Below are 25,666 nucleotides of genomic sequence, written 5' to 3'. Positions count from 1 at the left end.
TCAACTTCCCGTCTGTGGAGCCGGTGGCGGGGCCTGCCGCCGGAACAGGATGCGCTGGTAGAGCCATCCGATCGCGACCAGCACGACGCCGAGGCACATGAACGACAGCGCGCGGTAGACGCCTGTCAGCGTCGACATGTCGATGACGAAGGCCTTCAGGATCGTCAGCGCGATGACGGCGGCGGACGCAAGTCGCGCGCGCTCCGAGTTGACGAGGATGCCGACGCCGAGCAGCACCACGCCGAAGGCGAGCCAGCCGATCGAGTAGCTATATTGCTCGGCCCCCGTCGTCTCGCCGCTGGACAGGATCGGGCCGTGATAGAAGCGGCGGATCTCCAGCGTGACATAGGCGAGCGCGAACACGAGCGCGCCGCCCGCGATGGTGTTGGCATAGGCTTTGCCGCGCTCGCGGACCACCGCATAGGACAGCAACAGCATCAGCACCGCCGGCAGCGCATAGCCGAGCAGCAGCAGGTTGAATACGGCGCCGCCGACGTCGATGCGCCACAGCAGCGGGTTCTCCAGGATCAGCAGGCCGAACACGCTGACGAGCCCGCCGATCGCCGTCAGAACGACCGCGCCGACATTGTGCACGATGCTGCGGCTGCGCAGCCGCAAGCGTTCCAGCCCGATCGCCATGGCGAACGCGATGCAGACTTGCAGCGCGCATTCGAGCAGCGACGGCGCAGACGTCATCTGGCCTCCAGTCGCAAAGTGCCGGATCTCCATGAAGGCAAGCAGCGCAGTGAACAGGATCGCGGCGGCTTCCACCATGCGCAGCGGCGCATCGTCGCCGCGGCGGCGCAGGAAGATGCTCGCGCCCCAGAACGAGGCCGCCGGCAGGCCGTAGCCCCATAGCAGCCAATTGAAGATAGGCGTCGTGCCGACGGCATCGCCGACAATGCGCGGATCATAGACGATGCGCGCGGTGACGATCGCGGCGAAAATGGCCGCGAGCCGGCGCAGGACCGGGATCGGGCGCTGCAGCGAGATCCAGGCGGTGCCGAGCGACATCAGCGCCAGTGCAATCGTGAGCCAGCCCTTCTCCAGCGCGAAGGTCAGCGCCAGCGCCAGCGCGCCGAGCGTGCCGGTCGCGAACAGCGCAGTGGAGGTCGCACCCCCCGGTCGATCATCACGGCGCGCGAGGGCTTCGGTGGCGGCGCCAAAGGCCGCGGCAAGCAGCACCGCGAGGATCGCGAACGGGATCGAGCGATCGAGATGGGCAATGCGCGCATAGAGCGCAACGAGGATCGCGATTGGCGTGGCGACACCCGCCGCCGACCACACCACCGGAATGATCACCGAACTGGAACGGCCCTGGGCGAGGAAGCCGGCGACGCCGAAGCCGGCGGCAAAGATCGCGGCCATCACCAGATGCAGCGTCACGGAGCTGTCGGTCGCGGCCGGTCCGATGCCGGAGATCGGGCCGCCCGGCAGCACCAGCATGTCCGGATTGGCGCGCACCGCCCACTCGGCGAAGACGATGAAGACGGTTGCAGCAGCCGCGCCGAGCGCGCCGGTCGCCGCCGGCGCGCGCCAGGCGACGAACAGCGTCGCGCCGACGAGAAGCGTGAACGCGATCAGCGCAAGATCCGCATGCGCGCTCGACAGCACGATCAGCATGGCACCGAACAGATAGGCGCCGAGCGAGCTTGACGACACCGGCTCGATCTCGCCGTCCTCGATGGTCGGACCGAACATGAAGCCGCAGACGACGAGCAGCGCTGCAAGCACGAAGCCCGCGATGGCATGGAAGACGTGCGGCGCGACCTGCACGTCACTGGTGTCCAGACCCGGGAAGATCCAGAGCACGGCGAAGGCGATCGTGGTCACCGCAAGCCAGCGCCACAGCCGGATGCGGGCAAGGCCGAAGCTCGCGGCGGTGACGATCGCAAGATAGATGTAGAGCGCCCAATAGTCCGGCTTGCCGCTGGAGACGAGGAGTGGGGTCACGAACGCACCGACCACGCCGAGGCCCGCAAGCGCGGGCCCGTGCAGCAGTGCGGCGGCAAGCGTACCGAGTGCGACGAGGCCGAGCAGCACGAAGGCGGTCGCGGGAACGAGGAAGCCGTAGAGCGCGTAGGCGGCATAGATGGTCGCGAACGCCACGGCCGTCCCGGACGCGGTGAGGATCGCGGGAATGTTGGCGATCGGCAGCGCCGCGATGTTGGAGATGCTCTCCTTGCGCCGCGACCATTCGCCGGCGCCCAGCAGCGCCAGCGCGAACAGGCCGCCGAGGAACACGCGCACGCCGGGACCGACGAGGCCGGCCTCGATCGAATAACGCACCATGAAGAAGCCGCCGAGCGCGAGCGCAAGGCCGCCGATCCACACCACCCAGCGGGTGCCGAGCCGTTCCTCGAAGCCGGGCGCCGACGCCGGCGCAGGCAGCGGAGGCGGCGCATCGGCCCCGGTGTCCGCTTCGATCGGTGGCGGCGAAGCCTCTTCGGTGACGAGCGGCGGCGGCGCCTCGGCTTCGGGCGCAAGCGGCGGTGGCTCGGCCGGAGTTGTTGCCGGTGTTTCAGCCTGCACCGGTGTGGGCATCAGCGGCGGCGGCTGCACCCGCCGTTGCGCGTAAACCATCTCTTCGAGCGAGCTCAGCCGGCGGCGCAGCTCGGCCGCCTGGCTGGAGGCCTTGATCGCGATCAGGAAGGCGATGATCGCAATGATCAGCGCAAAGAGGTCAAACGGGCCGTCGAACATGAAGCCTCCAGGCAACCGGCGGGCAGGGGCCGATCGCGCAAATATCGTATCTAGCGCCGGGAGCGCATGCGCAAGCCCGGCGCGGGCCGCTCCTGGAGCACGTCGCGGCGGAAGCGGTAGAGCGCCGCCGGCCGTCCGCCGGTCTGTGTCGACATCACGCCGGTCGGTTCGACCAGGGCTTCCGTTTCGACCAGGCGGCGGAAATTCTGCTTGTGCAGGTGTCGGCCGGAGATTGCCTCCACCGTATGCTGCAATTCGGTGAGTGTGAACTCGGCGGGCAAAAGTTCAAACACCACAGGACGATACTTCAATTTTGCGCGCAGCCGCGCGATCGCGGTGGCGAGGATCCGGCGATGGTCGAACCGCATGGATGTGCCGAGTGCGGGAAGCGCCTTGCGCGCTAATGCCGCAGGGCGGCCATCGCGCCGCGCCTCCTCGATCAGCCCGGCCTCATAGAGCAGCTCGTAGCGGTCGAGCACGCGCTCCTCGTCCCAGGGCGCGCCGTCGAGGCCGAAATAGAATCGCACGCGATCCCTGCGCGGCAATGCCCGCGTCGTCTCCGGCGTCTCCTGTTCCGCCCAGATCGTCAGCGCCGGGATGATGTCGCGGGCGATGATCGCGGGCGGCTCCTCGCGCCAGTCCTCCCAGGGGAGGAAGCGATACCACGGCTCGAAGCTCGCTCCGGTCGCTGCGAGTTCGCCGTCGACGGCGCGGGTGAGCGCGAGATAGCCGATCGACACCATGTGCGCGCCGGTGTCGCCGGCCTCCGCATGACGGCCGCGATCGCCGAACGTGTAGAGCTGCTCGACATAGCCGAGCCGCAAGCCCGCCTGTTCCTCGACCCAGGCACGAAGGCCGATCTCGAAGGTGCGATGGCTCAGCGCATCGAAAGGGCCGAACGGCAGGCCGGCCAGCCCGTCGCTGCCGCGCGCGGTGAGGATCAGCGGCTCGTGGTCCTCGATCGCGACGATCGCGGCGGTCAGGCCGATCTCGATCGGCGTGAGCAGCGTCTCGCTCATGCGGCCGACTTCGCTGCTGTCATTCGAGCTCGATCACGAAGGGGCGGCCCTCGACCATCATCGCGCCCGGGCCCATCTCGTCGAGCGCGCGCAGCATGCGGCCCTCGCGTCCCAGCGCGCGGTCGGCGAGGCTGACGATGCGCCGGTTCGGCGATGCGATCGGCGAGGCCGCGCGGATCTTCTTCGCGATCTCGATCTCGTCGCGATGCGGATTGAGGGCACAGACGGCGGCGAAGGCGCTCGCGGTGGAGCGGCTGATGCCGGCGTAGCAATGCACCACCAGCGGCGCGCTGCGGTCCCAGCCGCGCACGAAGTTCAGCACCTGGTCGATATGCGTCTCCGATGGGGCGACAAAGCCGTCCATCTCCTCGGTGATGTCGTCCATCGACACCTTGAGATGGTTGGCCGGCAGCACCGACACCGGCCGCGCCACCTGCTCGACATTGGCCATCACGGTCAGCACATGGCTGGCCTTGGTGAGGCGGACGGTTTCGGGAAGCGCGGCAAGGGAACAGACGTGGATCATGGCGGACCTTTTTGCCGCGATTATAGCGAGCGCTGGTAGGGTGGGCAAAGGCGCATCGCGCCGTGCCCACCATTTCGCAACTGCGCTCATCTCGCCTTGGTGGTGGGCACGCTTCGCTTTGCCCACTCTACGAAGGGATGATGCTACGCAAACACCGCGCCAAACCGCTCCAGGAACTGCTTCTCGGCCCGCGCCGCCGTCCAGGGCGTGAGATAGTCGCGCCGGACGCTGTCGGGCAGGCCGGGATCCTTGCCGAACAGGCGCCTCGCCTCGGCATCGCTGAAGCCGGCAAGCTCGGTCGCCTCGAGGTAGGCCGCGCCGCGATCGGCGGCCTTGATGGCCAGCGTGATCTCGTCGGGCAGCACCGGCGGCAGGCCGAAGCGGATGTGGATGGCGCCGAGCAGGCGCTTCTCGACCGCCTTGTAGTGGCCGTCGAGCACGGCCTTGAACGGCGAGATCATGTCGCCGATCACGTATTCGGGCGCGTCGTGCAGCAGCGCTGCGAGCCGCACGCGCTGGTCGACGCGCGGCGTTTCGTGCCGCATCACGGTCTCCACCAGCAGCGTATGCTGTGCGACCGAGAAGATGTGCGCGCCTGTCGTCTGCCCGTTCCAGCGCGCCACGCGCGCCAGCCCATGGGCGATGTCGGCGATCTCGACGTCGAGCGGCGAGGGATCGAGCAGATCGAGCCGCCGGCCCGACAGCATGCGCTGCCAGGCGCGGGACTCCGCGCCGTGTGCCGACTTCTTCGCCGTCATTTGACCTTGAGGCGCGGCTTGCGCTGCGTCTTGCCGCAGCTTGCGTGACAATGACAGTCGACGAGATGGTCGTTGACCATGCCGGTCGCCTGCATGAAGGCATAGACGATGGTCGGGCCGACGAACTTGAAGCCGCGCGAGGACAGCTCCTTGGAGATCTGCACCGACAGCGGCGTCGAGGCCGGCACGCTCGCCGTGGTCTTGAAGTTGTTGACCTTGGGCCTTCCGTCCATGAAGTCCCACAGCAGCTTCGAGAAGCCCGGCCCCTTCTCCATGATATCCAGATAGGACTTCGCGCTCAGGATAGCGCCGTCGATCTTGGCGCGGTTGCGCACGATGCCGGCATCGTTCATCAGCGCGTGCACCTTCTTGGCATTGTAGCGCGCGATCTTCTCCGGCTGGAAATCGTCGAAGGCTTTGCGGAAATTGTCGCGCTTGCGCAGGATCGTGATCCAGGACAGGCCGGCCTGAAAGCCATCGAGGATCAGCTTCTCGTAGAGCGCGCGGTCGTCATACTCAGGCACGCCCCATTCGGTGTCGTGATAGGCGACATAGAGCGGATCTTCACCCGGCCAGGGGCAGCGGGTCAGGCCGTCGGGATGCAGGCGAGGGGCGCGGCTCATGCGGTGGGCTGCTTGGCTGGAATGCGCACGACGTCAGGTTCGGCGAGCGTCAAGGCAAGGCCGCCGGCGGTGAGCGGCTGGCCGGCATCGAGCGCGTCGGCGACGCGGTCGATGCGCACCAGCGCGATGCCTTTGCCGCGCGCCGACGAGCCCATGGTGCCGACCGGCTTGTCGCCGGCCAACACGCTGACGCCGACTTCCGGCGAGATGTCATCGAGCAGCACCTTGACGCTGCGGGTGCGCGCGGTGCCGCGATGCTGCATGCGCGAGACGACCTCCTGGCCGACATAGCAACCCTTGTCGAAATCGACGCCGGCAAGGCGGTCCATATTGGTCTCGTGCGGGAACGCATCGCTGTACATGAAGTCGAGCCCGCCGCGCGGCACGCCGAGCGCGATGCGATGGGCCTCATAGGTGGCCGCATCGACCAGCTCGGCGCCGATGAGGTCGGACAGCTTCTGCTTGAGATCCTCGGGAATCAGGATGCGGTAGCCGAGCTCGTCATGGCGCGGATCGGCAAAGGCAAGATCCGGCTGGGCCGCGAGCGCGCCGCCCCAGGCCGCGAGCACGCCGAGATCGTCGGAGAGGTTTTCCACCGTGACCTTGGCGCGCAGCTTGTAGAATTTCAGCTTGGTGGCGAGGCCATCGGCCAGCGCCTTGGGGCAATCGATCAGGAACCCGCCGCCGTGGCCGGCCGGCGCCTCCGTGATCAGGAAATCGACGATGATCTTGCCCTGCGGCGTCAGCAGCGCCCCGAATCGCCCCAGGCCCGGCTTGAGCCTGTCGAGGTCGGTCGTGACGAGGCCGTTGAGGAAGTTGCGCGCATCCTCGCCCGCGACCTTGACCACGCCCCGGTCGGGAAGAAACGCTGATTTCATGCGAAAATCTCTTGCGACATGTTGCTCCGGAACGTAAGCCCGCAGCGCATAAACGACAAGACCTCGAGCCCTGCGCTTGGGGATGAGAGGGGCCTTCAGCCATGACTCAGCGTTTCGATGTGATCCTCAGGGGCGGCACCGTCGTCAACCAGGACGGCGAGGGGCTGCGCGACATCGGCATTGCGGGCGGCCGCATCGCCGAGATCGGCACGCTGTCGCAAGCCTCCGCCGCCGACGTGATCGACTGCAAGGGCCTGCACATCCTGCCTGGCGTGATGGACACTCAGGTGCATTTCCGCGAGCCCGGGCTGGAGCAGAAGGAAGACCTCGAGACCGGATCGCGCAGCGCCGTGATGGGCGGCGTCACCGCCGTGTTCGAGATGCCGAACACATCGCCGCTCACCGTGACGGAGGCCGCCTTTACCGACAAGGTGAAGCGCGCCCATCACCGCATGCATTGCGACTTCGCCTTCTTCATCGGCGGCACCCGCGAGAACGTACAGGACCTGCCGGTGCTGGAGCGCGCGCCGGGCTGCGCCGGCGTCAAGGTGTTCATCGGCTCCTCGACCGGCGCGCTGCTGGTGGAGGACGACGAGAGCCTGCGCCGCATCTTCCAGGTGATCCGCCGCCGCGCCGCGTTCCATGCCGAGGACGAATACCGCCTCAACGAGCGCAAGCCGCTGCGTATCGAGGGCGATCCCCGCTCGCATCCGGTCTGGCGCGACGAGACCGCGGCGCTGATGGCGACGCAGCGCCTGGTCAAGCTCGCGCATGAGACGGGCAAGCGCATCCACGTGCTGCACATCTCGACCAAGGAAGAGATCGAGTTCCTGCGCGACCACAAGGACGTCGCCTCCTGCGAGGCGACGCCGCATCACCTCACGCTGGTCGCGCCCGAATGCTACGAGCGGCTCGGCACGCTGGCGCAGATGAACCCGCCGGTGCGCGGCGCCGATCACCGCGCCGGCATCTGGCGCGGCATCGAGCAGGGCATCATCGACGTGCTCGGCTCCGACCACGCTCCGCACACGCTGGAAGAAAAGCAGAAGACCTATCCCGCTTCGCCCTCCGGCATGACCGGCGTGCAGACGCTGGTGCCGCTGATGCTCGACCACGTCAATGCCGGCCGCCTGTCGCTGGCGCGGTTTGTCGATCTCACCAGTGCCGGCCCCGCGCGTCTTTACAACATGGCCTGCAAGGGCCGCATCGCCGCGGGCTACGACGCTGACTTCACCATCGTCGACTTGAAGCGCGGCGAAACCATCACCAACAAATGGGTGGCGTCCAAGGCCGGCTGGACCCCTTACGATGGCGTCCGCGTCACCGGCTGGCCCGTCGGCACCTTCATCCGCGGCCGCCGCGTGATGTGGCAGGGCGAACTGGTGACGCCATCGCAAGGCGAGCCGGTGCGGTTTCTGGAGACGCTGAAGCAGTAACCGATGTGTTGTGGGGACACACACAGCCTCCCCACCCGTCATTGCGAGCGCAGCGAAGCAATCCAGATCCCTCCGCGGTGGCAGTCTGGATTGCTTCGCTGCGCTCGCAATGACAAGGGGAGAGGCCTACACTTCCTCTCGAACGGGAGAGCAGTCTGATGTCCCAACCGGCACCCCTCATCACCACCGCGCAACTCGCCGCCATCCTCGGCGATCCCGCCCTCCGCCTCTACGATTGCACGACCTATAACGAACCCGTGCCGCCCGGCAGCGACGTGCCCTATCGCGCGGTGCCCGGCGACAAGACCTTCGCGGCCGGGCACATTCCCGGCGCCGATTTCCTCGACCTGCAAGGCGAGTTCTCCGACACCTCCGCAGGGCCGCTCTTCATGATGGCTGGCGTGCCCCAGCTAGAGGCCGCCTTCGGCCGCCACGGCGCTGACGCATCCAAGACCATCGTGCTTTACAGCATCGGCACGATGATGTGGTCGACACGGTTCTGGTGGATGCTGCGCTCGCTCGGCGTCGATGCACTGGTGCTCGACGGCGGTTTTGACAAATGGAAGGACGAGGGGCGGCCGGTCGAGACGGGCGCGCCGAAGGGCTATCCCGCCACGAGCTTCGAGGCGACGCCGCGCGCGGGCTTCTTCGTCGACAAGACCACTGTGAAGGCGCGGATCGGCGATCCCTCGACCGTGATCGTCAATGCGCTCGGGCCGCAATTCCATCAAGGACTTGAGCCGAGCCGCTACGGCCGGCCCGGCCGCGTGCCCGGCAGCGTCAACGTTCCCGCCGCGACGCTTGCCAATGCCGATAAGACGCTGACGACGCTTGCCGATGCCGAAGCGAAATTCGCGGCCCAGGGCGTTACGCGCGACAAGACCGTGATCTGCTATTGCGGCGGCGGCATCTCGGCGACGATCGACCTGCTCATGCTGACGCAGCTCGGCTACGACAAGCTGACGCTGTACGATGCCTCCATGGGCGAATGGGCGAGAGATCCGGCACTGCCGATCGAGACGGACTAGCTCTTACCCTCCCTGGAGGGACCCCGGCGGGGAAGGTAAGAAAATCGGGAACCTTCTCCCCGCGCCTGCATCCAATGTCCGGAACGAATGGAAACAGGTGACCACCATGCAGCGGACCGCAGCCGGCCTGTCCGCCGGCGCCAGAGCATCGGAAGCCGAACTTGTCGACCGCGCGCGGGGCCGTGACGAGGCCGCGCTGCGCGAGATCATGCAGGCCAACAACCGCAGGCTCTACCGTCTTGCGCGCGGTATCCTGCGCAACGACAGCGAAGCCGAGGACGTGGTGCAGGAGACCTATGTCCGGGCCTTCACCCATCTCGACGGCTTTCGCGGCGAGTCCGGGCTGTCGACCTGGCTGTCGCGCATTGCCATCAACGAGGCGCTTGGCCGGGCGCGAAGCCGCAGGCCGCATGTCGAGCTCGGCGCGCTGCCGGAAGAGGCGCTCGAGGCGCAGATCATAAGATTTCCCGTTTCTCCCGCAGGCGATCCGGAAAGGACAATGGCCCAACGTGAAATCCAGCGCGTCGTCGAACGCGCAATCGACGAACTGCCGGATGTCTTCCGCATGGTCTTCGTCGCGCGCGTCATGGAGGGGATGAACATCGAGGAGACCGCCGATCTGCTCGGCGTCAAGCCCGAGACCGTGAAGACGCGGCTGCACCGTGCGCGCACCATGCTGCGCGAGAACGTCGAGAAGGAGATCGGTCCGGTGGTGATGGATGCGTTCCCGTTCGCCGGGTGGCGCTGCGAGCGGCTGACCGTATCAGTGCTGAAGCGGCTCGGCAGCGGCTGCTGAAATTTTTCGGGAACGTTTGCGCGAAAATCCCATCCAATGCCTGTGAAGCGACGCCGGCAACCGTCCGGCAGCACAGGAGTGTCAAACATGTTCACCCGACGGAGCGCGGCGCTCGCCGCGGCAATTCTGTTGTCGAGTCCCGCGCTGCTTGGGGGCGCCAGCGCAGCCGACAAGCCCACCGATCCGCAGATCGCCCACATCGCCTACACCGCGGGCGTGATCGACATCAACGCGGCCAAGCAGGCGCAGAAAAAGGCCAAGAACAAGGACGTCAAGGCGTTCGCCGAGGACATGCTGCGCGACCACGAGGCGGTCAACAAGCAGGCGCTCGCGCTGGTCAAGAAGCTGAACGTCACGCCCGAGGACAACGACACCAGCCGCACGCTGTCGAAGCAGGCGAGCGACAAGCTTGCCGAACTCGACAAGCTCGACGGCGCAGCCTTCGACAGGGCTTATGTCGCCAACGAGGTCGCCTATCACAAGGCGGTCAACGGTGCGCTGGAAAGCCAGCTCATTCCCTCTGCCAGCAATGCGGAGCTGAAGAGCCTGTTGCAGACCGGTTTGAAGATATTCCAGGGCCATCAGCAGCACGCCGAGCATGTCGCGGCCGAGCTGAAATAGGGGAGCGGATATGATGCCGGGACGGGTGTGCTCGACCGCAATGGCGGTCGTCTTCGCAACGATGGTCGTCCCGGCATGCGCCGCGACAGTTCAGATCACGATGGAGAATCTCGAAATATCGCCGAATGATGCGTCCGCGAAGGTCGGCGACACTGTCGAGTGGATTAACAAGGACGTATTCGCGCACACCGCAACCGCTGGAAGCGGCGACTTCGACATGAACCTGCCGGCGAAGAAATCAGGAACGACGGTCGTGAAGAAGGCGGGAACGGTGGAGTATTACTGCCGCTTTCATCCCAACATGAAGGCGAGGCTCAAGGTCGTGCCGTAGCATTCCCGATTGCATCGGGAATATCTCCCGCCCGCAGCGAGACTAATGCTTGGCCGCAGGGAGCGGCTTCCGTGCGATAAACGCCGCAGACTTCGCGATGTGTCGCAGAGTCATTCATCCGTCAACTGGCCCCGCCCGCGTGGCGGGGTCCTTTTCCAATGGCGTTTACTGCCGGGAGATGTCGACGGAGAATTCGCCGTTGCGGATGCGGCCGGGAAAGCCCTCGACGAATTTCGCTACCGCGTCCTCGCCATAGGTGCCGACAAGCTCGGCAAGGGCGGCAAACAGGCTGGCCTGCGCCAGGCAGTCGCCGTCGACGCCGTCGTGGCGCGCTTCGGCCCAGGCCTCGTTGAGATAGCTCAGTGCGGCCTGTTTCTGCTCGTGGTCGGGCAGCGGCGCGCGGGCGGGGGCGTAGGAAATCGGCTGGCTCATGAAACTCGATCAGGGCTGGGCGCGATCCACGGCGATGCGCTGTGCGAGTGGTGTAGCACGCGTATTAACGCCCGCTAGGCTACATCTTTAGGAACGGTTAATGGCTGTGAACAAAGACGATGACAGCGAGTTCAGTTCGCGTAGCGCGCCGTCAGGTCGCGCGAGATCTTCGAGCCTTCCTCGATGTAGCGGCGGATCGCGACGGTGGCGGCCGGCGTGCAGCTCCGGTAGGTCTGCTGGAAACCGTTATAGCCGCGGTTGAATCCGGCGATCATGCGGGTGCGGCGCTCGCCGGAGGGGGTTTCGGCATCGATCAGCGCCTGCATCTCGCTGCGCCATTTGTTGCCCTCGTTGGACCCGCAGATGCCGCGCAAGTAGTGCAGGCCGCCGAGGATCTCCGCCAGCCGCTGCAAATCGGCGTCAAACGGCGCCGCCACGTCCTGGGCCCTCGTGGGCACGGAGGCGCAGGCGAGAATCAGGGCGAAAATGGCCAGAAATCGCGTGGACATCGGCGGGGTGTATGCCCCCTCAGGGCTGCGGACGCAAGGCGGGGGTCAGTGTCCGATCAGGCGCGCGGCGGACTGGATGACCTCCTCCAGCCCCCCGGTCAGCTTGAGATCGCCGAGGCTCGCCAGGGCATCCGGGGCGATCCAGCGGTAGTCGTCGAGCTCGTCGTTCAAAACCGGCTCCCGGGCCGCCCAGCGGGCGGCAAAGGACATGATCAGGTAGTGGCCAGCGCCGGCCGTCGCCGGCAGCACCTCGCGCCAGCCGGCGAGGCCGATGATCTCGATTGTAAGCCCGGTTTCCTCATCCACCTCGCGATTGAGCGCCTGGTGCAGCGATTCGCCGAACTCGACCCGGCCGCCGGGCAGCGAATAGAACCCCTTGGCGGGCGAGCGGGCGCGGCGGGTCAGAAGTACCTTGCCGTCACGAAAAATCGCCGCGCTGACCGCGATCTGGGGACGCTGGGGCTGGACGACTGCGGACATCTTCTTAAAGGACCTGGTTCTTAAAGGACCTGGCTCAGTTCGACATGATGGTGTCGACGTCGGCTTCCGCCCCGCCATTGATGATGCCGCCGCAGGCGGCGATCAGCGGCTTGACCCAGAGGGTGGCCTGCTCGGCCAGGCGGACGCGGGTCGTGTCCTTCTCGACCTCGCGCATGGCCGAGCCGACCGCGGTCAGGATCGAGGTCATGGTGTCGGTGATGTGGTCGAACTGCGCGCGCACGTTGGGATCGGCCTTCTCATAGGCTTCGATGGCGAGGTCGCGCGCCTTGAAGTTCGACGCCGTGAAATGCTCCGCATAGGACAGCGGCGACCAGGTCAGAAAGTCTTCGGCGCATTCCGGCATGTCCGGCACCATTTCGAGCAGCATCACGGCTTCATTGAAATGGTTGAGATAGTCGGTGGCAAGCCCGGTCCGCGGGTTGATGTTGGCCACGCGCAGCCGTTCGGCCCAGGCCGCAGCCTCGGGGCCCGTTTGTACATGCGCCCGCGCGGGTTGGGAGGCCATTGAGCTCATCCGCCGCAGTGTTAACGTTCGGGGTTAAAAGGACCTGAACGGACCCTATATAGATACCCAACGATGTGTGGACGCTTCGTCATAACTTCGGCCCCCGCGGCTTTGCGGCAACTGTTCGGCTATGTCGAGCAGCCGAATTTCCCGCCCCGGTACAATGTCGCCCCGACACAACCGATTCCGGTCGTATTGGTCGAGAACGGCGCGCGCCATTTCCGCCTGATGCGCTGGGGGCTGCTGCCCGGCTGGGTCAAGGACCCCAAAGGGTTTACGCTCCTGATCAATGCCCGCTCGGAGACGGTGCTGGAGAAGCCCGCCTTCAAACGCGCGATTCGCCGGCGGCGCGGCCTGATCCCGGCCGACGGGTACTACGAGTGGAAGGCGGTGGATGGCCGCAAGCAGCCGTTCTTCATCCATCGGGCCGACGGCGCGCCGCTTGGCTTTGCCGCGGTGTTCGAGACCTGGGCCGGGCCGAACGGCGAGGAGCTCGATACGGTCGCGATCGTGACGGCGGCGGCGGGCGAGGACCTCGCGACGCTGCATGACCGCGTGCCCGTCACCATCAGCCCGGGTGATTTCGAGCGCTGGCTCGACATAAGGGGCGACGAGGTCGATGCGATCCTGCCGCTGATGGCCGCCCCGCGCATCGGCGAATTCGCCTGGCACCCGGTCTCCACCCGCGTCAACCGCGTCGTCAATGACGACGATCAGCTGCCCTTGCCGATCAGCGCTGAGGAGATCGAGGCGGAGGTGGGGGCGTCGAAGCCGAAGCGCGCGGTGCGGAAGGCTGCGGCCGCGTCATCCGATGACGGGCAGGGGTCGTTGTTCTAGGCCGGCTGCGCGACAAAACGTACTGTCGTCCCGGCGAAGGCCGGGACCCATACCCCCAGGGAGAAGTTGTGGCGCGAGATGGTCGTGGGCAATCTTCGCCAAAATGAATTCGGTGGCTATGGGTCCCGGCTTTCGCCGGGACGACAGGGGAGTTTGTAGCTCCAGCCCTCACACAATCTCCTGCGCCCTCAACGCCGCAATCTCCGCCGCATCGAACCCCAGCTCTCCCAGCACTGCATCCGTATCCGCGCCCAGCTCCGGTGCCATCCGGTCCAGCTTGCCGCCGCCATGCGCGAGCTTGAATCCGCTGCCGGCAAAGCGCAGGCGGCCGTAGGGTGTATCCAGCTCCTGGATCGCACCGCGCGCCTTGATCTGCGGATGATCGATCACTTCCTCGACCTTCCAGATGCTGGCGCAGGGCGCGCCGGCGTCTTCCAGGATCGTCTCCCACTCGCGCGCCGGCCTTGCCGCGAGGGCCGCCTCGATGATGGCGCGCAGCGCAGGCTCGTTCTCGTTGCGCGCGAACCAGTCGGCAAAGCGCGGATCGGCGAGCGTGTCCTCGCGGCCGAGCGCGCTCATCAGCGCGCGGTACTGCTTCTCGTTGTTGACGGCGAGCAGGATGTGGCCGTCGCCGCATTTGAACAAATTCGCCGTGGTCCGGCGGCTCACGGCCTGGTTGCCTGACAGCTGCTGGCGATGGCCCGCGACCGACCAGTCCGCGATCTGTCCTGACAGAAATGCCATCGTCGCCTCCAGCATGGAGACGTCGACGAACTGCCCCTTGCCGGTGCGGTCGCGCTGGTACAGCGCGCTCGATACGCCGAACGCAGCCGTGGCGCCCGAGAGCACGTCGCAGACCGCAAAGCCCGCGCGCGTCGGTCCCGTCTCGGGGTGGCCCGTGATCGCCATGATGCCGGACAGCGCCTGCATCTTGCCGTCATAGCCGGGCCGCAAACGGTCCGGGCCGGTCTGGCCGAAGCCTGATACGGCGCAATAGATCAGCTTTGGATTGATCGCGGACAGCGCCTCGTAGCCGATGCCGAGCTTGTCCATCACGCCCGGGCGGAAGTTTTCCATGACGACGTCGACCCGGGCGGCAAGCTTCTTCACGATGGCGATCGCATCGGGCTTCTGCAAATCCAGCGTCAGGCTGCGCTTGTTGCCGTTGATGGCCTGGAACGCCGGCGCCAGCCCGCGCTCGGCCCATTCGCGGCTGAGCGGCGTGCGGCGCATGTCCTCGCCCTCGCGCCGCTCGACCTTGATGATTTCGGCACCCAGCAGCGCGAGCTGGTAGCTCGCATAGGGGCCGGCCAGCACTTGCGTGAAATCCAGGATCTTCACGCCCTCGAACGGTCGCGTCACGTCGCTCTCCCTTTTTGTTCTGGTTGTCGGGGGACGTCAGGCGGCGCGGTTGCCGCGCGCGATCTCCTTCTGCTTGTCGAACTCGGCGCGGCGGCGCGCCAGCTCTTCCGGCGAGAGCTGCGCGACATTGTTGTAGTCGAGCTTCCAGGAGGCATCCTCGCTCCAGCGCAGCGGCGACTGCATCGTCGTCTGCGGGCCGCTCGCGGTCTCGAGCAGCCGAAGCGCCAGCTCGAGCGACTGCGCCTGCGAGGTGACGTCGTGCGGCTTGCCGGCGGAATTGCCGAGCGGGAAGTCGGAGAACAGGAAGCGCGGCACGGCGGCGTGCTCGATGATGTCCTTGGCGCAGCCCATGATCACGGTCGGAATGCCGTTCCGCTCCAGGTGCCGCGCCACCAGCGCGGTGGTCTGGTGGCAGACCGGGCAGTTCGGCACCAGCACCGCGGCATCGACCTTGTCGGCAAGACAGCGCGCCAGAATCTCCGGCGCATCGGTGTCGAGGGTGACGCGATGGCTGCGATTGGTCGGCGCGCCGAAGAAGCGCGGAGCCACCTCGCCAATCCGGCCCGCGGCCGATGCCTTCAGGAGCTGCGGCAGCGGAAACCAGGTTCCGCTGTCGGTCGCCGAGGTGTGCTTGCGGTCGTAGCCGATATGCGAGATGCGCAAATCGTGCTGCTCGGCGGTGTCGCCGTCGTAGACCTGGTAGAATTTCGCGCTGCCGTTATACACCGCGCCCGGCCCCTGGTCGCCCTTGGTCGGATCGAACGGCGCAGCCGTGGTGATGATGGTGACGCGCGATTGCGAAAGCTGCTTCTTCAGCGGCTGGAACGGTGCCTCGGTGTGATGCGCCCAGCGGTACGGCGTGGTGTAGCCGATTGCGGCGTAATAGTCCCGGGTGCGCTGCATATAGGGGACGGGAGCATCGTAGTCGGGCGCAAAGCCGAATTCGTCGTCGCGCGAAGCGGACATGGGCGCGTCTCCTGGTTCTTGTTGAGAGGCAGACTAGAGATAGTCGGCGGTGAGCTCAACGGGGGAGGGGCGGCGCAGGCCAGAATTGCAGATGAGGATGGTGCGGCGTTGATGGTGCCGCTTACCCTTCCCCTCAGGGCAGGGCGATCGCATTTAAGGCCGTTGCTCTGCGGCTCATCCTTCGAGACGCCCGCCTTTGGCGGGCCCTCAGGATGAGGACGGAGGGCGCAGCAGCAATTTTCGACCGGCAAAGATGCCGCTTAGCCTCATCCTGAGGAGACCGCGGAGCGGTCATCTCGAAGGACGAGGCGCGCGCTCCGGCCCTGCCAAAAAGCCATGTGCGATTACCTCCCTCTCCAGGGAAGGGTGAAGAGCGTCAGCTACCTGAACACATGCAGCGCCGCGTATTGCAGCAGCATGATCGCCTTGGCGTCGATGATCCGTCCGTCCGCGATCATCGCCAGCGCCTGGTCGATGGAAAGCTCCAGCACCTCGATGTCCTCGCCCTCATGCTCGAGGCCCCCGCCGTCGCTGACGCGCATCTCCGGCTCGTATTCGGCGACGAAGAAATGCAGTTTTTCGGTGATGGCGCCCGGGCTCATGAAGGCCTCGAACACCTTGTGGACGTGGTGCAGGCGATACCCGGTTTCCTCCTCGGCCTCGGCGCGGATGCGCACCTCGGGAGAGGCATCGTCGAGCACGCCGGCGGCCGCCTCGATCAGGAGATCGTCGTAGCCGCGGATGAACGCCGGCAGGCGGAACTGGCGCACCAGGATCACGGTGCGCCGTGCGCGATTATAAGGCAGCACGGCGGCGGCGTTGTCGCGTTCATAGGTTTCCCGGTGCTGCATCTGCCACTCGCCATTGGCGCGCCGGTATTCGAACGTCGTGTTCTTCAGGATGGTCCAGTTGTCGGAGAGCACGCGGACGTCCTTGATGCGGACGCGGTCGGAAATGGTCATTGCTGTTTTCCGGGTGAGAACTAACGGGGCTGCCCGCGGCCGTCGAGCCACTTCTGGAACATCACCGAGGTGGATTCCTCGAAGCCCAGCGATTGGTAGAACGCATTGGCCTGCGCGTTCTCGCGGCGGACCAGGAGCTGGAGCTTGGCGATGCCCGCCTGGCGCAGCCAGTCCTCGGCCGCCGCCATGATCACCCGGCCAAAACCGCGCTTGCGGCCTTCAGGATCGACGGCGACGTAATAGACCCAGCCGCGGTGGCCGTCATGGCCGACCATGACGGTGGCGACGATCGCGCTGCCATCGCGGCCGACCAGCACGGTCGAGTTGTCGCGCCGCCGCGCCAGCGCGATGTCGGCTTGCGGGTCGTTCCAGGGCCGCGTCAGGCCGCAGCGCTGCCACAGCGCGACGACCGGTTCGACGTCGGCGTCGCTGATCGCGTCGATCGTGAGGGACATGCTCACAGTACCTTCCCCGGATTCATGATGCCGAGCGGGTCGAGCATCGCCTTGATCGACCGCATCAGCTCGATCGCGGTCTTGTCCTTCACCTCGGGCAGCTCGTCGCGCTTGAGCACGCCGATGCCGTGCTCGGCGGAGATCGATCCGCCCATGCGCAGCACGATCTCGAACACGACCGCATTCATCTCGTGCCAGCGCGCCAGGTAATCCGCGGTGTTGGCGCCGATGGGCTCGCTGACATTGTAGTGCAGATTGCCGTCGCCGAGATGGCCGAACGGCACCGGCCGCGCGCCCGGGATCAGTTTCACGACGGCGGCATTGGCTTCGTCGATGAAGGCGGGCACGGCGGCGACGGGAACGGAGATGTCATGCTTGATCGAGCCGCCCTCCGGCTTCTGCGCCGACGACATCTCCTCGCGCAGCTTCCAGAAGCCGTTGCGCTGGGTGAGGTTGGCCGCGATCACCGCGTCGTCGACGATCTCGTCCTCCATGGCGCGGGTCAGGATCGCCTCCAGCGGCGTGCGGGCATCCTCGCCGGGCGAGGACAATTCCATCAGCACGTACCAGGGATGTTTTGCTTCAAGCGGATCGCGCACGTCGATGCCGTGGCGGACCGAGAAGTCGACCGCCATGTCCGACAGCAGCTCGAAGCTCGTCAGCGCGTTCGCGGCTTCGCCCTGCGCGATCGTCAGCAGCTTGAGCGCCGCCGCCGGCGACTTCAGCCCGACGAAGGCGGTCTCGACCGCCCGCGGCTTCGGAAACAGCTTGAGCGTCGCCGCCGTGATGATGCCGAGCGTGCCTTCGGCGCCGATGAAGAGGTTGTGCAGATTGTAGCCGGTGTTGTCCTTCTTCAGCTTCGACAACACGTTGAGCACGCGTCCGTCGGCGAGCACCACCTCGAGCCCCAGCGCCATCTCGCGCGCGACGCCATAGGCGAGCGCGGCCGTGCCGCCGGCGTTGGTCGAGAGATTGCCGCCGATCGTGCAGCTGCCTTCCGCGCCGAGCGAGAGCGGAAACAGCCGGTCCACGTCGGCCGCCTTCTGCTGCGCGATCTGCAGCACCACGCCGGCCTCGCAGGTCATGGTGTTGGAGGCGGTGTCGACCTCGCGGATCTTGTCCAGCCGCCGCAGCGACACCACCACCTCGCCATTGTGCGGGGTCTGGCCGCCGACGAGGCCGGTGTTGCCGCCCTGCGGCACCAGCGCGATTCTGTGCGCGGAAGCGAGCTTGCAGATCGCGGAGACTTCCGCGGTCGATCCCGGCCGCAGCACCAGCGGCGAGCGGCCGTGGAACAGGTTGCGCTCCTCGGTGACGTAAGCCTCGATGTCGGCAGCATCCGTGATCGCATGGCGGTCGCCGACGATCTTGCGGAATTGTTCGATCAGCTCGGGCGCAAGCGGAGGAGTGGCAGATTTGTTGATGTTCATTGTCTCGTCTCTACTTCGCTCTTGTCTCTTGCACATGATCTTATCGGAAAACCGCTACACACTTTACCGCGGCCCGCCGGGTCCGGATCATGCGCTATCTCGCCACCGCAGCCCGGCGCAGCCGGTCATTGATCGCTTCGCCAAGTTCTTCCTCGGGGATCGTCATCACCGCGATCGTCCGTGGGCTCTTCGCATCGAGGGTGCGAAGATAACCGAACAGGTTGGCGGCGGCCTCGTCGAGATCACCGGCGGGCGACAAATTCATGACGGCCGCTGCGGCGTCAAGGCCGGGGAGGCGTGAGGGCCCGAACGCCAGCAGCGCTTCGCCCGGCGCCACCTCGCGCGCATTGAGCCGCACATTGGCGCGCGGCGCGTAATGCGAGGCCAGCATGCCCGGCGCCAGCGGCTGGCTGTCGTCGCCCTCCGCTTCCGCCGGCGGCCGCTCCAGGGCGGCGCCGAGCACGGCCTCGATCCGCTCGCGCGACAGTCCGCCGGGCCGGAGCAGTATCGGCGCGTCGAAGCAGCCGACAATGGTGGATTCGACGCCGACCGCGACCGGCCCGCCGTCGATGATCAGGTCGATTCGTCCCGCAAGGTCGCTCTCGACATGGGCGGCCAGCGTGGGCGAGACGTGCCCGGAGATGTTCGCCGACGGTGCCACCACGGCCCCGCCGAAGGCACGCAGGATCGCCTGCGCCACCGGGTGGGCGGGAATGCGGATCGCGACCGTGTCGAGGCCCGCGGTGGCGAGATCGGCCACCGGGCAGCCGTCCGTCTTCGGCACCACCAGCGTCAGCGGCCCCGGCCAGAACGCCTGCGCCAGCTTCAGGGCGCGCGCGTCAAACCGGCCGATGGCCTGCGCGGCGGCAATGTCCGCAACATGGGCGATCAGCGGATTGAAGGCCGGGCGCCCCTTGGCGGCATAGAGATGGGCGATCGCGGTGGCATTGGCGGCGTCCGCGCCGAGCCCGTAGACCGTCTCGGTCGGAAACGCGACCAGCCCGCCGGCCGCCAGCGTCCGGGCGGCGGCCCCGGCGGCGGCATCGCCAGCCGGTAGAATCAGCGTTTCAAGACCCGTTTTCACAGGGATAAAATTCCTCAACTCGGCCGCTTGCGGTGCGCCAAACCCAACGCTATAAGCCGGCCTCTTGTCGGAGTGTGGCTCAGCCCGGTAGAGCACTGCGTTCGGGACGCAGGGGTCGCAGGTTCGAATCCTGCCACTCCGACCAGAAATCATTAGGTTTTTCCTTCTGATCGTTGGTCGTTCCCGAGTCAACCACCGTTTCAACCACCGAAACATATCGGCCTTTTTGGCCAATGGCCGTGGCCGCCCCCTGCAGAAAGTCTGGGTGGTGGTGCCCATAGGTATCCTGCAGGACTTCGGGAGACATGCCCAGGAACCCTGCCGCCTCCCAGATGGGCACACCCCGCTGCATGAGCCATGTCGCAGCGGTATGGCGAAGGGTGTGGGGTGTCACCTTCCCCGGTAGGCCGGCAAGCCCTACGGCGGTCTTAAAGCCCTTTTTCACGGAGGCGACCGGCTTGCCGTTGAACTCAACGAAGCACTCCGCGATCAGCTTACGGTTCCACCAGCGCCGAAGGTGGGCGAGCAGCCGTGGCGGTATCGGTGCAGGCGTCTGGCGCTTCTTGGTCGTGCGCTTGCCAATGGCCTTGCGATAAAAGATACCGCGCTCCAGATCCACGTAGGAGCGCCCAGTTACCGCATATGGCGACGCAGATGCGATCGCGCCTGCCCGAGTGCCAGTGTACAGGCCGATCAGGATAAACCGCGCGATATGACGCAGAGGTCTCCGGCTTGTGGCTACCGGGTCTCCCTTTGATAGCCCCGAATGAATTGTCTGTTTCTCGCGGTGCCGCCAACAGTGCCAAAGCAACGCTGCGGCTTCGTCGCGAGTGAGCCACCGATCGCGCGGCTCACCTTTCGGCGGGAGAGATATGCGAACCGCGCCGCGGTGAAAGCCCTCTTTTGCATGATGGTTGATTGCAGCGCGAAAGCTCTCGAGGTCACGACGCGCGCCGCCCTGACTGCCGCGATGTTTAACGTAAGCCGCACAGGTTTGCGCATTGACCGCCGACAGCTTCTTGCCGCCCCAAAAATCGTTTAGCCTGCCTATCCTCGCTTCAATTTCAAACTGATCACCAGGCTCGCCGATATCGGTCAGATAGATCGACAGCACGTCCGCGCAATCGATGTCGTCGATGTCCCTTCGACTGCGTTCCGGCTGATATTTTCGCGCGATGTAGTTCGCTAGCGCTTGCTCTGCTTTCTGCGGCGGCTTTGTTTCAGACGCGCTCGCAAGGCATCCTGTGGCGATATGTCGGTCTCCGTCTTTGATAATCCAAACAGACTGGGCGACGAGATTGCCTTCGCGATACCGTGCTTTACGTCTGTAGAGTCGGGCTCCTTTGCTTTGACGCGGCATAATTCCCTCATTCTCTCTATATGAAAGAGTGTCGTGTAATCTTTGCCCGCAATGCGCTCGATGATGAGTCTTCCGCGAGCGCTCTCTCGGCGCAGCCCGGAAGCGGTCATCGAACCATCGGGAAATGCCACGGCCGCTGCTACAGCAAGACGGAGTGGATCGTGCAGACCAACGCCCTCTGGGCGCTTTGATATATCGATCATGTTAGCGGCGTCGCGATCTGCGAAGCACTAACGGCGATCGAGTTTTATACGGGCAGCATCGACGCGATTCTATTTGTTTGAGGAGTGCGTCTGCCGCGTAGTTTCGAGCAGGTGTGGGGAGTCGAAATGCCCTGCAACGCTGAGTAAGGGCAACCTCCTGCTCGACGCAGCCGCTTTTTTGAATCCTTCCAGTGGTGCTATCCGCCTCGAGATCGCCAGTGCCCATTGGCACATACAATCAATACGCGGGCGATAGCTCAATTGCGACGAGCGGCTGCTTGGGCCGATATGGGCCGGCGCGGGGAATGCTTGGGGCAGCCGCGCCAACGTCATCCTAGGTGCGGGCATCGATCACTTTCGCGATATGCCTCATTTAATCTCCGGTCCAACTTGTCTGTGGTTGTCTCGCTCGCTTCCTCCGTAAACGCACGCAATTTGGGCGAAGCGCGTAATCATTGCCTTCGGGACTGACCAGCGATCGTACTGCGCTCAAGGGTTCTGGCTAACAGCAGCATTTGCCGATTGCCCAATATAGCTCACGGGATTCTAACTAGTCGGATGTATGACCGATACTGTCAGATTTCACAGGTCACGCGTTGTCTCGGCGAGCACGTGGAGAGCCTCGGTTCTGGATCTCAGCTCGATGAATGTGTCGCTCGCCGGAGGCACTCGCACGAAGGGCTGCCGCTTCGCGGCACCGCTATCACTGCCCGTCGCGCGGGTGCCTTGTTAACCGGTCTCGCGACTGCACTCGGTCCCGGGTCCCGCCGCGTACCGCGTCGGCGCTATGCTGACCCTCCTGCGGGTGCCTCTTTTAATTCTCTCACTCTCGTCTTGTTCTCACCTGCGCTGACTTGCTCAATATTCCAACGCTCGAGAGCTCAGGGGCTCCGCCCCTCGCGCGCGCCAGGGTGAAGCGCCGGCTGGCGCCGGCGCCGACCCGAGCGGTCTCCCCGGTCTTCCGTGCTTTCGAACGGGCATCACCTTCTCGAACGGCTGGCATGCGCGCGTGCAGACCCGCTTCTCACGAGCGGCCCTTTCGGGCGGGCGATCCCCCTCCGCTCGGGTCGCCCTGGCGCTTGCTACCCCCGGGTCTCGCCGACGGGCAGGGGTGCAGGCGCGTGGTGCGCCTTACACCCGTGGAAGCAAAAGGAAGAATGATCATGTCGGTAAGCAGGTTGAAATCATTTCCGCGAGCGGGACGGAGGTTCTCATTCCGCTCAATAAGCTCAAGAAGTCCCCGAACAATGCGCGCAAGACGCCGCATAGCGAGGCGGCAATCAAGGGCTATGCGGCGAGTATTGCCGCCAAGGGCATCCTGCAGAATCTGGTGGTCGAGCTCGAGTTGGACGGAGAGGGCGTGGCCACGGGGTTCTATTTGGTGACCATCGGCGAGGGCAGGCGGCTTGGCCCAGCTTCTGCGGGTCAAGCGGAAGGAGATCAAGAAGACCGAGCCGATCCGCTGCATCATCGACACCGCGAATGACCCCCACGAGATCAGCCTGGACGAGAATGTCACCCGGGAAAACATGCATCCGGCCGACCAGTTCGAGGCGTTCCGGAAGCTCGCGGAGGAGCGTGGCTTCGGTGCGGAGCAGATCGCCGCTCGCTTTGGGGTGACGCCGCATGTGGTGCGGCAGCGCCTTCGGTTGGGTGCAGTTTCGCCACGATTGATCCAGCTCTATCGCGACGGCGATCTGACCCTTGAGCAGCTGATGGCATTTGCCATCACTGACGATCAGGCCCGGCAGGAGAGCGTCTATGAGCGCCTGTCCTACGACCGCGATGCCAGCACCATCCGCCGTCTTCTCACCGAAACCCATGTCGCCGCAACCGATCGCCGCGCCCGCTTTGTCGGGCTCGAGGCCTATATCGAGGCAGGCGGTACGATCCTGCGCGACCTCTTCACCGAGGATCGCGGCGGCTATCTCGAAGATTTGGCGCTGCTCGATCTCTTGGTGACGGCACGGCTTGGCCGGGAGGCGGACGCCTTACGGGCGGCCGAGGGATGGAAGTGGACGGAGCCTCATCTCGACTTCCCATACGCGCACGGCATGCGCCGTGCCTACACGCATCCGGTCGAGCTTTCGGCGGAAGATCAGACCGCTCTTCAGGTCGCTCAAACCGAGTTTGATGAGCTGACCGAACAGCATCGGGCAGCCGATGAACTGCCTGACGAGGTGGATGCGCGGTTCGGTGAATTGGAGAACCAAATCGAGCAGTTTGAGGCGAAACGGCAGGCCTACGATCCCGGCGATGTCGCGCGCGGCGGTGCTTTCGTGATCCTCAATCATGACGGCACCATCAGGATCGAACGCGGTTTCATCCGCCCCGAGGACGAGAAATCGCCTGCCGAAGCGCGGCGGGAAGGCGACGCGGAGGCACCGGATGGTGACGGTGGAGAGGACGATCAAGCCACGCGTGATGGTCAAGGAGAGGAGGAAGAAAGCGAGGAGGAAGAAAGCGAGGAGGAAGAGGAGGAACAGTCGCTGTCCGACACGCTCGTTCGTGACCTCACCGCGCATCGCACCCTAGGGCTGCGTCTCAATCTGAGTGAGCAGCCGGATGTCGCCATCGTCGCGGTTACGCACGCGCTGGCGGCTCAAATCTTCTACATCGGGGCCAATGCACACGTGGTGGGCATTCAACCGGTCAAGACGGAGTTGGCCACGCATGCGGTCGGAATCGAGGACATCCCGGCCGGGAAAGCGTGGTCGGATCGCCATGCCAATTGGGCGAGGCAAATGCCCCGGGACGTCGCCGGGCTGTGGGAATTCGTGGCCGAACTCGATCACGACAGCCGTATGGTGCTGTTCGCGCATTGCACGGCATTGACGGCCAATGCGGTCAAATTGCCATTTGATCTCCGGCCGCGCGCGTTGGCGGTGGCCAGCCGTTTGGCCAGGGCCGTCGCCCTCGACATGACCGGATATTGGCGGCCGACGGTGCAAAGCTATCTCGGCCGGGTCACCAAGGCGAACATCCTTGAGGCCGTGCACGAAGGCGTCAGCGAGGAGGCCGCCGACCGCTTGTCGGGAATGAAAAAGGCCGAGATGGCGGCAGCCGCCGAGCAACTCTTGGCGGCAACCGGCTGGTTGCCGCCGTTGCTGCGCACGGCCAAGATGCAGGATCAGGCCGGTGCGCCAGACGAGGCGCCGCGCCATGATTTTTGTTCGCAAGCTGCCGAGTAGGAGGTGAGCCGGGGCCGCAAGGACGGTCCCGGCTCTCATTAAATTCCGGCCGCGCACCTTAGGGCGCGCGGCCGGTTTAGTTGAAGCCAGGCGAGCATTACTCACGCTAGCCCGTCTTCAAAAGGGGGGCACGATCGGTCAAATCTGCGCAGGTGGCAGCCGCTTGCGACGCTGTGCCGAACTTCCCTGTCGTAGCGGCGAGGCGATCAGGTTGGGGCACGGATCGTGTCTCGACCTCGGGTATTCAAAGCGCAATCGCGCGAATAGTCCTGACCGGCGCCATCGCTTCCTGATGCTCAAACGCAATCGAGCTTGCTGGTTTGTCCGGTGAATCGTCCTTGCGTCTGATGCGTAGACGTCGGCTTCCTCTCTGGTCGATCTCACTGCTTTCCGATGCTGTGATGGGCGGTGCTAGCCATGGTCATCCCCGTCAGTTCGGTCATGGGCTCGCGTCCAACGCACCCTCGATTGGCTGATCAGGCCCGAGGGACCGCAAGAGCCTCGATCGCCTTCCCGCAACGGCGAAAGCCTGCTTTTTTACCCCTGCCGCCAAGCGGCGGCATTCCTCGCGCAAGACAAAAAAGCAGGCTTTCGCCGTCCTCCGCTGCGCTGCGGGCCTGGCGGCTGCGGGTCGATCGCTCCCCGGGCCAAGGATCGCCATCGAGGCTGCGATGGGCGCGGCCCGAGCAACAGACAGACGGAGATGATCATGGCGACCATCGGCACTTTCACCGCTTCGGACAACGGCTACACCGGCTCGATCAAGACGCTGACGCTCAACATCCAGGCCAAGTTCACGGCGTCCGAGAAGGACAACGACAAGGCCCCCGACTACCGGATTTTCGCAGGAGCGACCGATTATGCGTAGCGCGGGATTATGCGGAGTCGTTGGCTGGCAGCCCGGTTTTCCAGGGCTTTTGCCGCTGTGTCGCTCCGCATAATAACGGGGCCGCTGTCCGCGGCGCCCCGCGTGTTTGCGAGACGCCGCGGTGTTGGTCAGCGCGACCAGATCAGCGCGCACTCGCCATCGTCGCCTTCGAAGAGGTTGGCGTAGATCGGCGCGGTGAAGGACGGATCGTCGAGCTTGACCGAGTGGTAGGTGCGGTTGTCCTTCGAGGTCCGGCGCCAGGCGGCACCGATCTCGACGCCT

23 protein-coding genes, 1 tRNA gene and 3 pseudogenes are annotated in these 25,666 nt (G+C 65.4%); 9 read left to right on the top strand and 18 right to left on the bottom strand.

Going from position 1 to position 25,666, the window contains the following annotated elements:
* The 6 genes from E4K65_RS42170 to ygfZ all read right to left on the bottom strand — a co-directional run bounded on the left by E4K65_RS42170 (nucleotide 1) and on the right by ygfZ (nucleotide 6,507).
* Nucleotides 1-2,703, bottom strand: coding sequence for a DUF2339 domain-containing protein (locus E4K65_RS42170; RefSeq protein ID WP_135179121.1), 2,703 nt, complete (start codon nucleotides 2,701-2,703; stop codon nucleotides 1-3).
* A gap of 50 nt (nucleotides 2,704-2,753) precedes the next feature.
* Nucleotides 2,754-3,722: an NUDIX hydrolase gene (locus E4K65_RS42165; protein WP_135179120.1), complete on the bottom strand. Its 969-nt coding sequence runs from the start codon at nucleotides 3,720-3,722 to the stop codon at nucleotides 2,754-2,756.
* A gap of 19 nt (nucleotides 3,723-3,741) precedes the next feature.
* Nucleotides 3,742-4,248 (bottom strand): tyrosine phosphatase family protein, encoded by a 507-nt coding sequence (locus E4K65_RS42160; RefSeq protein WP_027543594.1) that lies wholly within the window; start codon nucleotides 4,246-4,248, stop codon nucleotides 3,742-3,744.
* A 143-nt stretch (nucleotides 4,249-4,391) separates the two neighbouring features.
* Nucleotides 4,392-5,006, bottom strand: coding sequence for a YfbR-like 5'-deoxynucleotidase (locus tag E4K65_RS42155; protein ID WP_135179119.1), 615 nt, complete (start codon nucleotides 5,004-5,006; stop codon nucleotides 4,392-4,394).
* A complete protein-coding gene (locus tag E4K65_RS42150) occupies nucleotides 5,003-5,629 on the bottom strand; it encodes a DNA-3-methyladenine glycosylase I (protein WP_011085340.1) in 627 nt (208 codons plus the stop codon). Before E4K65_RS42150 ends, E4K65_RS42155 begins: the two co-directional genes overlap by 4 nt.
* On the bottom strand, nucleotides 5,626-6,507 hold the full coding sequence (gene ygfZ, locus E4K65_RS42145; protein WP_135179118.1) for a CAF17-like 4Fe-4S cluster assembly/insertion protein YgfZ: 882 nt from the start codon (nucleotides 6,505-6,507) through the stop codon (nucleotides 5,626-5,628). The genes E4K65_RS42150 and ygfZ overlap by 4 nt, the downstream gene beginning before the upstream one ends.
* Nucleotides 6,508-6,608: 101 nt before the next feature.
* Here ygfZ and E4K65_RS42140 point away from each other — a divergent pair, with 101 nt between their 5' ends.
* From E4K65_RS42140 to E4K65_RS42120, 5 genes are all read left to right on the top strand, one after another.
* The gene (locus E4K65_RS42140; protein WP_135179117.1) at nucleotides 6,609-7,943 is read left to right on the top strand and encodes a dihydroorotase; all 1,335 of its coding nucleotides are present in this window, start codon (nucleotides 6,609-6,611) and stop codon (nucleotides 7,941-7,943) included.
* A 158-nt stretch (nucleotides 7,944-8,101) separates the two neighbouring features.
* Complete coding sequence (locus tag E4K65_RS42135; protein WP_135179116.1) at nucleotides 8,102-8,971, top strand: sulfurtransferase; 870 nt, start codon at nucleotides 8,102-8,104, stop codon at nucleotides 8,969-8,971.
* A gap of 106 nt (nucleotides 8,972-9,077) precedes the next feature.
* Nucleotides 9,078-9,767, top strand: coding sequence for an RNA polymerase sigma factor (locus E4K65_RS42130; protein ID WP_135179115.1), 690 nt, complete (start codon nucleotides 9,078-9,080; stop codon nucleotides 9,765-9,767).
* 87 nt (nucleotides 9,768-9,854) lie between these two features.
* Complete coding sequence (locus E4K65_RS42125) at nucleotides 9,855-10,388, top strand: DUF4142 domain-containing protein (RefSeq protein ID WP_135179114.1); 534 nt, start codon at nucleotides 9,855-9,857, stop codon at nucleotides 10,386-10,388.
* 10 nt (nucleotides 10,389-10,398) lie between these two features.
* Nucleotides 10,399-10,719, top strand: coding sequence for a cupredoxin domain-containing protein (locus E4K65_RS42120; protein WP_430649053.1), 321 nt, complete (start codon nucleotides 10,399-10,401; stop codon nucleotides 10,717-10,719).
* Nucleotides 10,720-10,884: 165 nt separating this feature from the next.
* Here E4K65_RS42120 and E4K65_RS42115 read toward each other — a convergent pair whose 3' ends face one another.
* The 4 genes from E4K65_RS42115 to E4K65_RS42100 form a co-directional block, all read right to left on the bottom strand.
* On the bottom strand, nucleotides 10,885-11,151 hold the full coding sequence (locus E4K65_RS42115; protein ID WP_015687891.1) for a hypothetical protein: 267 nt from the start codon (nucleotides 11,149-11,151) through the stop codon (nucleotides 10,885-10,887).
* Nucleotides 11,152-11,282: 131 nt separating this feature from the next.
* Nucleotides 11,283-11,660, bottom strand: coding sequence for a TIGR02301 family protein (locus E4K65_RS42110; protein ID WP_011085347.1), 378 nt, complete (start codon nucleotides 11,658-11,660; stop codon nucleotides 11,283-11,285).
* 45 nt (nucleotides 11,661-11,705) lie between these two features.
* Nucleotides 11,706-12,140, bottom strand: coding sequence for an NUDIX hydrolase (locus E4K65_RS42105; RefSeq protein WP_135179112.1), 435 nt, complete (start codon nucleotides 12,138-12,140; stop codon nucleotides 11,706-11,708).
* A gap of 34 nt (nucleotides 12,141-12,174) precedes the next feature.
* A complete protein-coding gene (locus E4K65_RS42100; RefSeq protein WP_027543584.1) occupies nucleotides 12,175-12,675 on the bottom strand; it encodes a hypothetical protein in 501 nt (166 codons plus the stop codon).
* Nucleotides 12,676-12,738: 63 nt separating this feature from the next.
* Between E4K65_RS42100 and E4K65_RS42095 the strand changes: the two genes are divergently transcribed.
* On the top strand, nucleotides 12,739-13,503 hold the full coding sequence (locus E4K65_RS42095) for an SOS response-associated peptidase (protein WP_135179111.1): 765 nt from the start codon (nucleotides 12,739-12,741) through the stop codon (nucleotides 13,501-13,503).
* Between the two features lie 168 nt (nucleotides 13,504-13,671).
* Here the strand turns inward: E4K65_RS42095 and E4K65_RS42090 are convergent, their stop codons facing one another.
* The 6 genes from E4K65_RS42090 to E4K65_RS42065 form a co-directional block, all read right to left on the bottom strand.
* On the bottom strand, nucleotides 13,672-14,865 hold the full coding sequence (locus E4K65_RS42090) for a CaiB/BaiF CoA transferase family protein (protein WP_135179110.1): 1,194 nt from the start codon (nucleotides 14,863-14,865) through the stop codon (nucleotides 13,672-13,674).
* Between the two features lie 36 nt (nucleotides 14,866-14,901).
* Nucleotides 14,902-15,831: a glycine/sarcosine/betaine reductase selenoprotein B family protein gene (locus tag E4K65_RS42085; protein WP_135179109.1), complete on the bottom strand. Its 930-nt coding sequence runs from the start codon at nucleotides 15,829-15,831 to the stop codon at nucleotides 14,902-14,904.
* 380 nt (nucleotides 15,832-16,211) lie between these two features.
* Nucleotides 16,212-16,793, bottom strand: a complete 582-nt coding sequence (locus E4K65_RS42080) for an NUDIX hydrolase (protein WP_135179108.1) — start codon at nucleotides 16,791-16,793, stop codon at nucleotides 16,212-16,214.
* A 20-nt stretch (nucleotides 16,794-16,813) separates the two neighbouring features.
* The gene (locus tag E4K65_RS42075; RefSeq protein WP_167771595.1) at nucleotides 16,814-17,248 is read right to left on the bottom strand and encodes a GNAT family acetyltransferase; all 435 of its coding nucleotides are present in this window, start codon (nucleotides 17,246-17,248) and stop codon (nucleotides 16,814-16,816) included.
* A 2-nt stretch (nucleotides 17,249-17,250) separates the two neighbouring features.
* Nucleotides 17,251-18,678 carry an FAD-binding oxidoreductase gene (locus tag E4K65_RS42070; protein ID WP_135179106.1) on the bottom strand — a complete coding sequence of 476 codons (1,428 nt, stop codon included), beginning with the start codon at nucleotides 18,676-18,678 and terminating at the stop codon, nucleotides 17,251-17,253.
* Nucleotides 18,679-18,772: 94 nt separating this feature from the next.
* Nucleotides 18,773-19,762, bottom strand: coding sequence for an L-threonylcarbamoyladenylate synthase (locus E4K65_RS42065; RefSeq protein ID WP_135179105.1), 990 nt, complete (start codon nucleotides 19,760-19,762; stop codon nucleotides 18,773-18,775).
* Nucleotides 19,763-19,830: 68 nt separating this feature from the next.
* Between E4K65_RS42065 and E4K65_RS42060 the strand changes: the two genes are divergently transcribed.
* A tRNA-Pro gene (locus E4K65_RS42060) sits at nucleotides 19,831-19,907 on the top strand.
* A gap of 171 nt (nucleotides 19,908-20,078) precedes the next feature.
* On the opposite strand, the pseudogene E4K65_RS42055 reads toward E4K65_RS42060, so the two are convergent.
* A pseudogene (locus tag E4K65_RS42055) lies at nucleotides 20,079-21,122 on the bottom strand (tyrosine-type recombinase/integrase); the annotation flags it as partial.
* Nucleotides 21,123-22,508: 1,386 nt separating this feature from the next.
* On the opposite strand from E4K65_RS42055, the pseudogene E4K65_RS42045 reads away from it, so the two are divergent.
* Nucleotides 22,509-24,516 (top strand): annotated as a pseudogene (locus E4K65_RS42045) (ParB/RepB/Spo0J family partition protein).
* A gap of 709 nt (nucleotides 24,517-25,225) precedes the next feature.
* Nucleotides 25,226-25,378: pseudogene (locus E4K65_RS42040) on the top strand (DUF736 domain-containing protein); the annotation flags it as partial.
* Nucleotides 25,379-25,512: 134 nt separating this feature from the next.
* Here the strand turns inward: E4K65_RS42040 and E4K65_RS42035 are convergent.
* A partial coding sequence (locus E4K65_RS42035) for a DUF736 domain-containing protein (protein ID WP_135178911.1) occupies nucleotides 25,513-25,666 on the bottom strand: 154 nt, incomplete at its 5' end.

The organism is Bradyrhizobium niftali, assembly GCF_004571025.1.
GTDB classification, from domain to species: Bacteria; Pseudomonadota; Alphaproteobacteria; order Rhizobiales; family Xanthobacteraceae; genus Bradyrhizobium; species Bradyrhizobium niftali.
The sequence above is the reverse complement of the archived record's forward strand: the minus strand, read 5'-3'. Positions and strand labels throughout refer to the sequence as shown.

Bases quoted from the DNA above. Each gene is read 5' to 3' on its own strand.
- E4K65_RS42070 (WP_135179106.1), bottom strand. From the start codon at position 18,678: ATGAACATCAACAAATCTGCCACTCCTCCGCTTGCGCCCGAGCTGATC.
- E4K65_RS42130 (WP_135179115.1), top strand. From the start codon at position 9,078: ATGCAGCGGACCGCAGCCGGCCTGTCCGCCGGCGCCAGAGCATCGGAA.
- E4K65_RS42080 (WP_135179108.1), bottom strand. From the start codon at position 16,793: ATGACCATTTCCGACCGCGTCCGCATCAAGGACGTCCGCGTGCTCTCC.
- E4K65_RS42165 (WP_135179120.1), bottom strand. From the start codon at position 3,722: ATGAGCGAGACGCTGCTCACGCCGATCGAGATCGGCCTGACCGCCGCG.
- E4K65_RS42125 (WP_135179114.1), top strand. From the start codon at position 9,855: ATGTTCACCCGACGGAGCGCGGCGCTCGCCGCGGCAATTCTGTTGTCG.
- E4K65_RS42160 (WP_027543594.1), bottom strand. From the start codon at position 4,248: ATGATCCACGTCTGTTCCCTTGCCGCGCTTCCCGAAACCGTCCGCCTC.
- ygfZ (WP_135179118.1), bottom strand. From the start codon at position 6,507: ATGAAATCAGCGTTTCTTCCCGACCGGGGCGTGGTCAAGGTCGCGGGC.
- E4K65_RS42115 (WP_015687891.1), bottom strand. From the start codon at position 11,151: ATGAGCCAGCCGATTTCCTACGCCCCCGCCCGCGCGCCGCTGCCCGAC.
- E4K65_RS42155 (WP_135179119.1), bottom strand. From the start codon at position 5,006: ATGACGGCGAAGAAGTCGGCACACGGCGCGGAGTCCCGCGCCTGGCAG.
- E4K65_RS42105 (WP_135179112.1), bottom strand. From the start codon at position 12,140: ATGTCCGCAGTCGTCCAGCCCCAGCGTCCCCAGATCGCGGTCAGCGCG.
- E4K65_RS42135 (WP_135179116.1), top strand. From the start codon at position 8,102: ATGTCCCAACCGGCACCCCTCATCACCACCGCGCAACTCGCCGCCATC.
- E4K65_RS42095 (WP_135179111.1), top strand. From the start codon at position 12,739: ATGTGTGGACGCTTCGTCATAACTTCGGCCCCCGCGGCTTTGCGGCAA.
- E4K65_RS42150 (WP_011085340.1), bottom strand. From the start codon at position 5,629: ATGAGCCGCGCCCCTCGCCTGCATCCCGACGGCCTGACCCGCTGCCCC.
- E4K65_RS42085 (WP_135179109.1), bottom strand. From the start codon at position 15,831: ATGTCCGCTTCGCGCGACGACGAATTCGGCTTTGCGCCCGACTACGAT.
- E4K65_RS42100 (WP_027543584.1), bottom strand. From the start codon at position 12,675: ATGAGCTCAATGGCCTCCCAACCCGCGCGGGCGCATGTACAAACGGGC.
- E4K65_RS42120 (WP_430649053.1), top strand. From the start codon at position 10,399: ATGATGCCGGGACGGGTGTGCTCGACCGCAATGGCGGTCGTCTTCGCA.
- E4K65_RS42110 (WP_011085347.1), bottom strand. From the start codon at position 11,660: ATGTCCACGCGATTTCTGGCCATTTTCGCCCTGATTCTCGCCTGCGCC.
- E4K65_RS42075 (WP_167771595.1), bottom strand. From the start codon at position 17,248: ATGTCCCTCACGATCGACGCGATCAGCGACGCCGACGTCGAACCGGTC.
- E4K65_RS42140 (WP_135179117.1), top strand. From the start codon at position 6,609: ATGACTCAGCGTTTCGATGTGATCCTCAGGGGCGGCACCGTCGTCAAC.
- E4K65_RS42170 (WP_135179121.1), bottom strand. From the start codon at position 2,703: ATGTTCGACGGCCCGTTTGACCTCTTTGCGCTGATCATTGCGATCATC.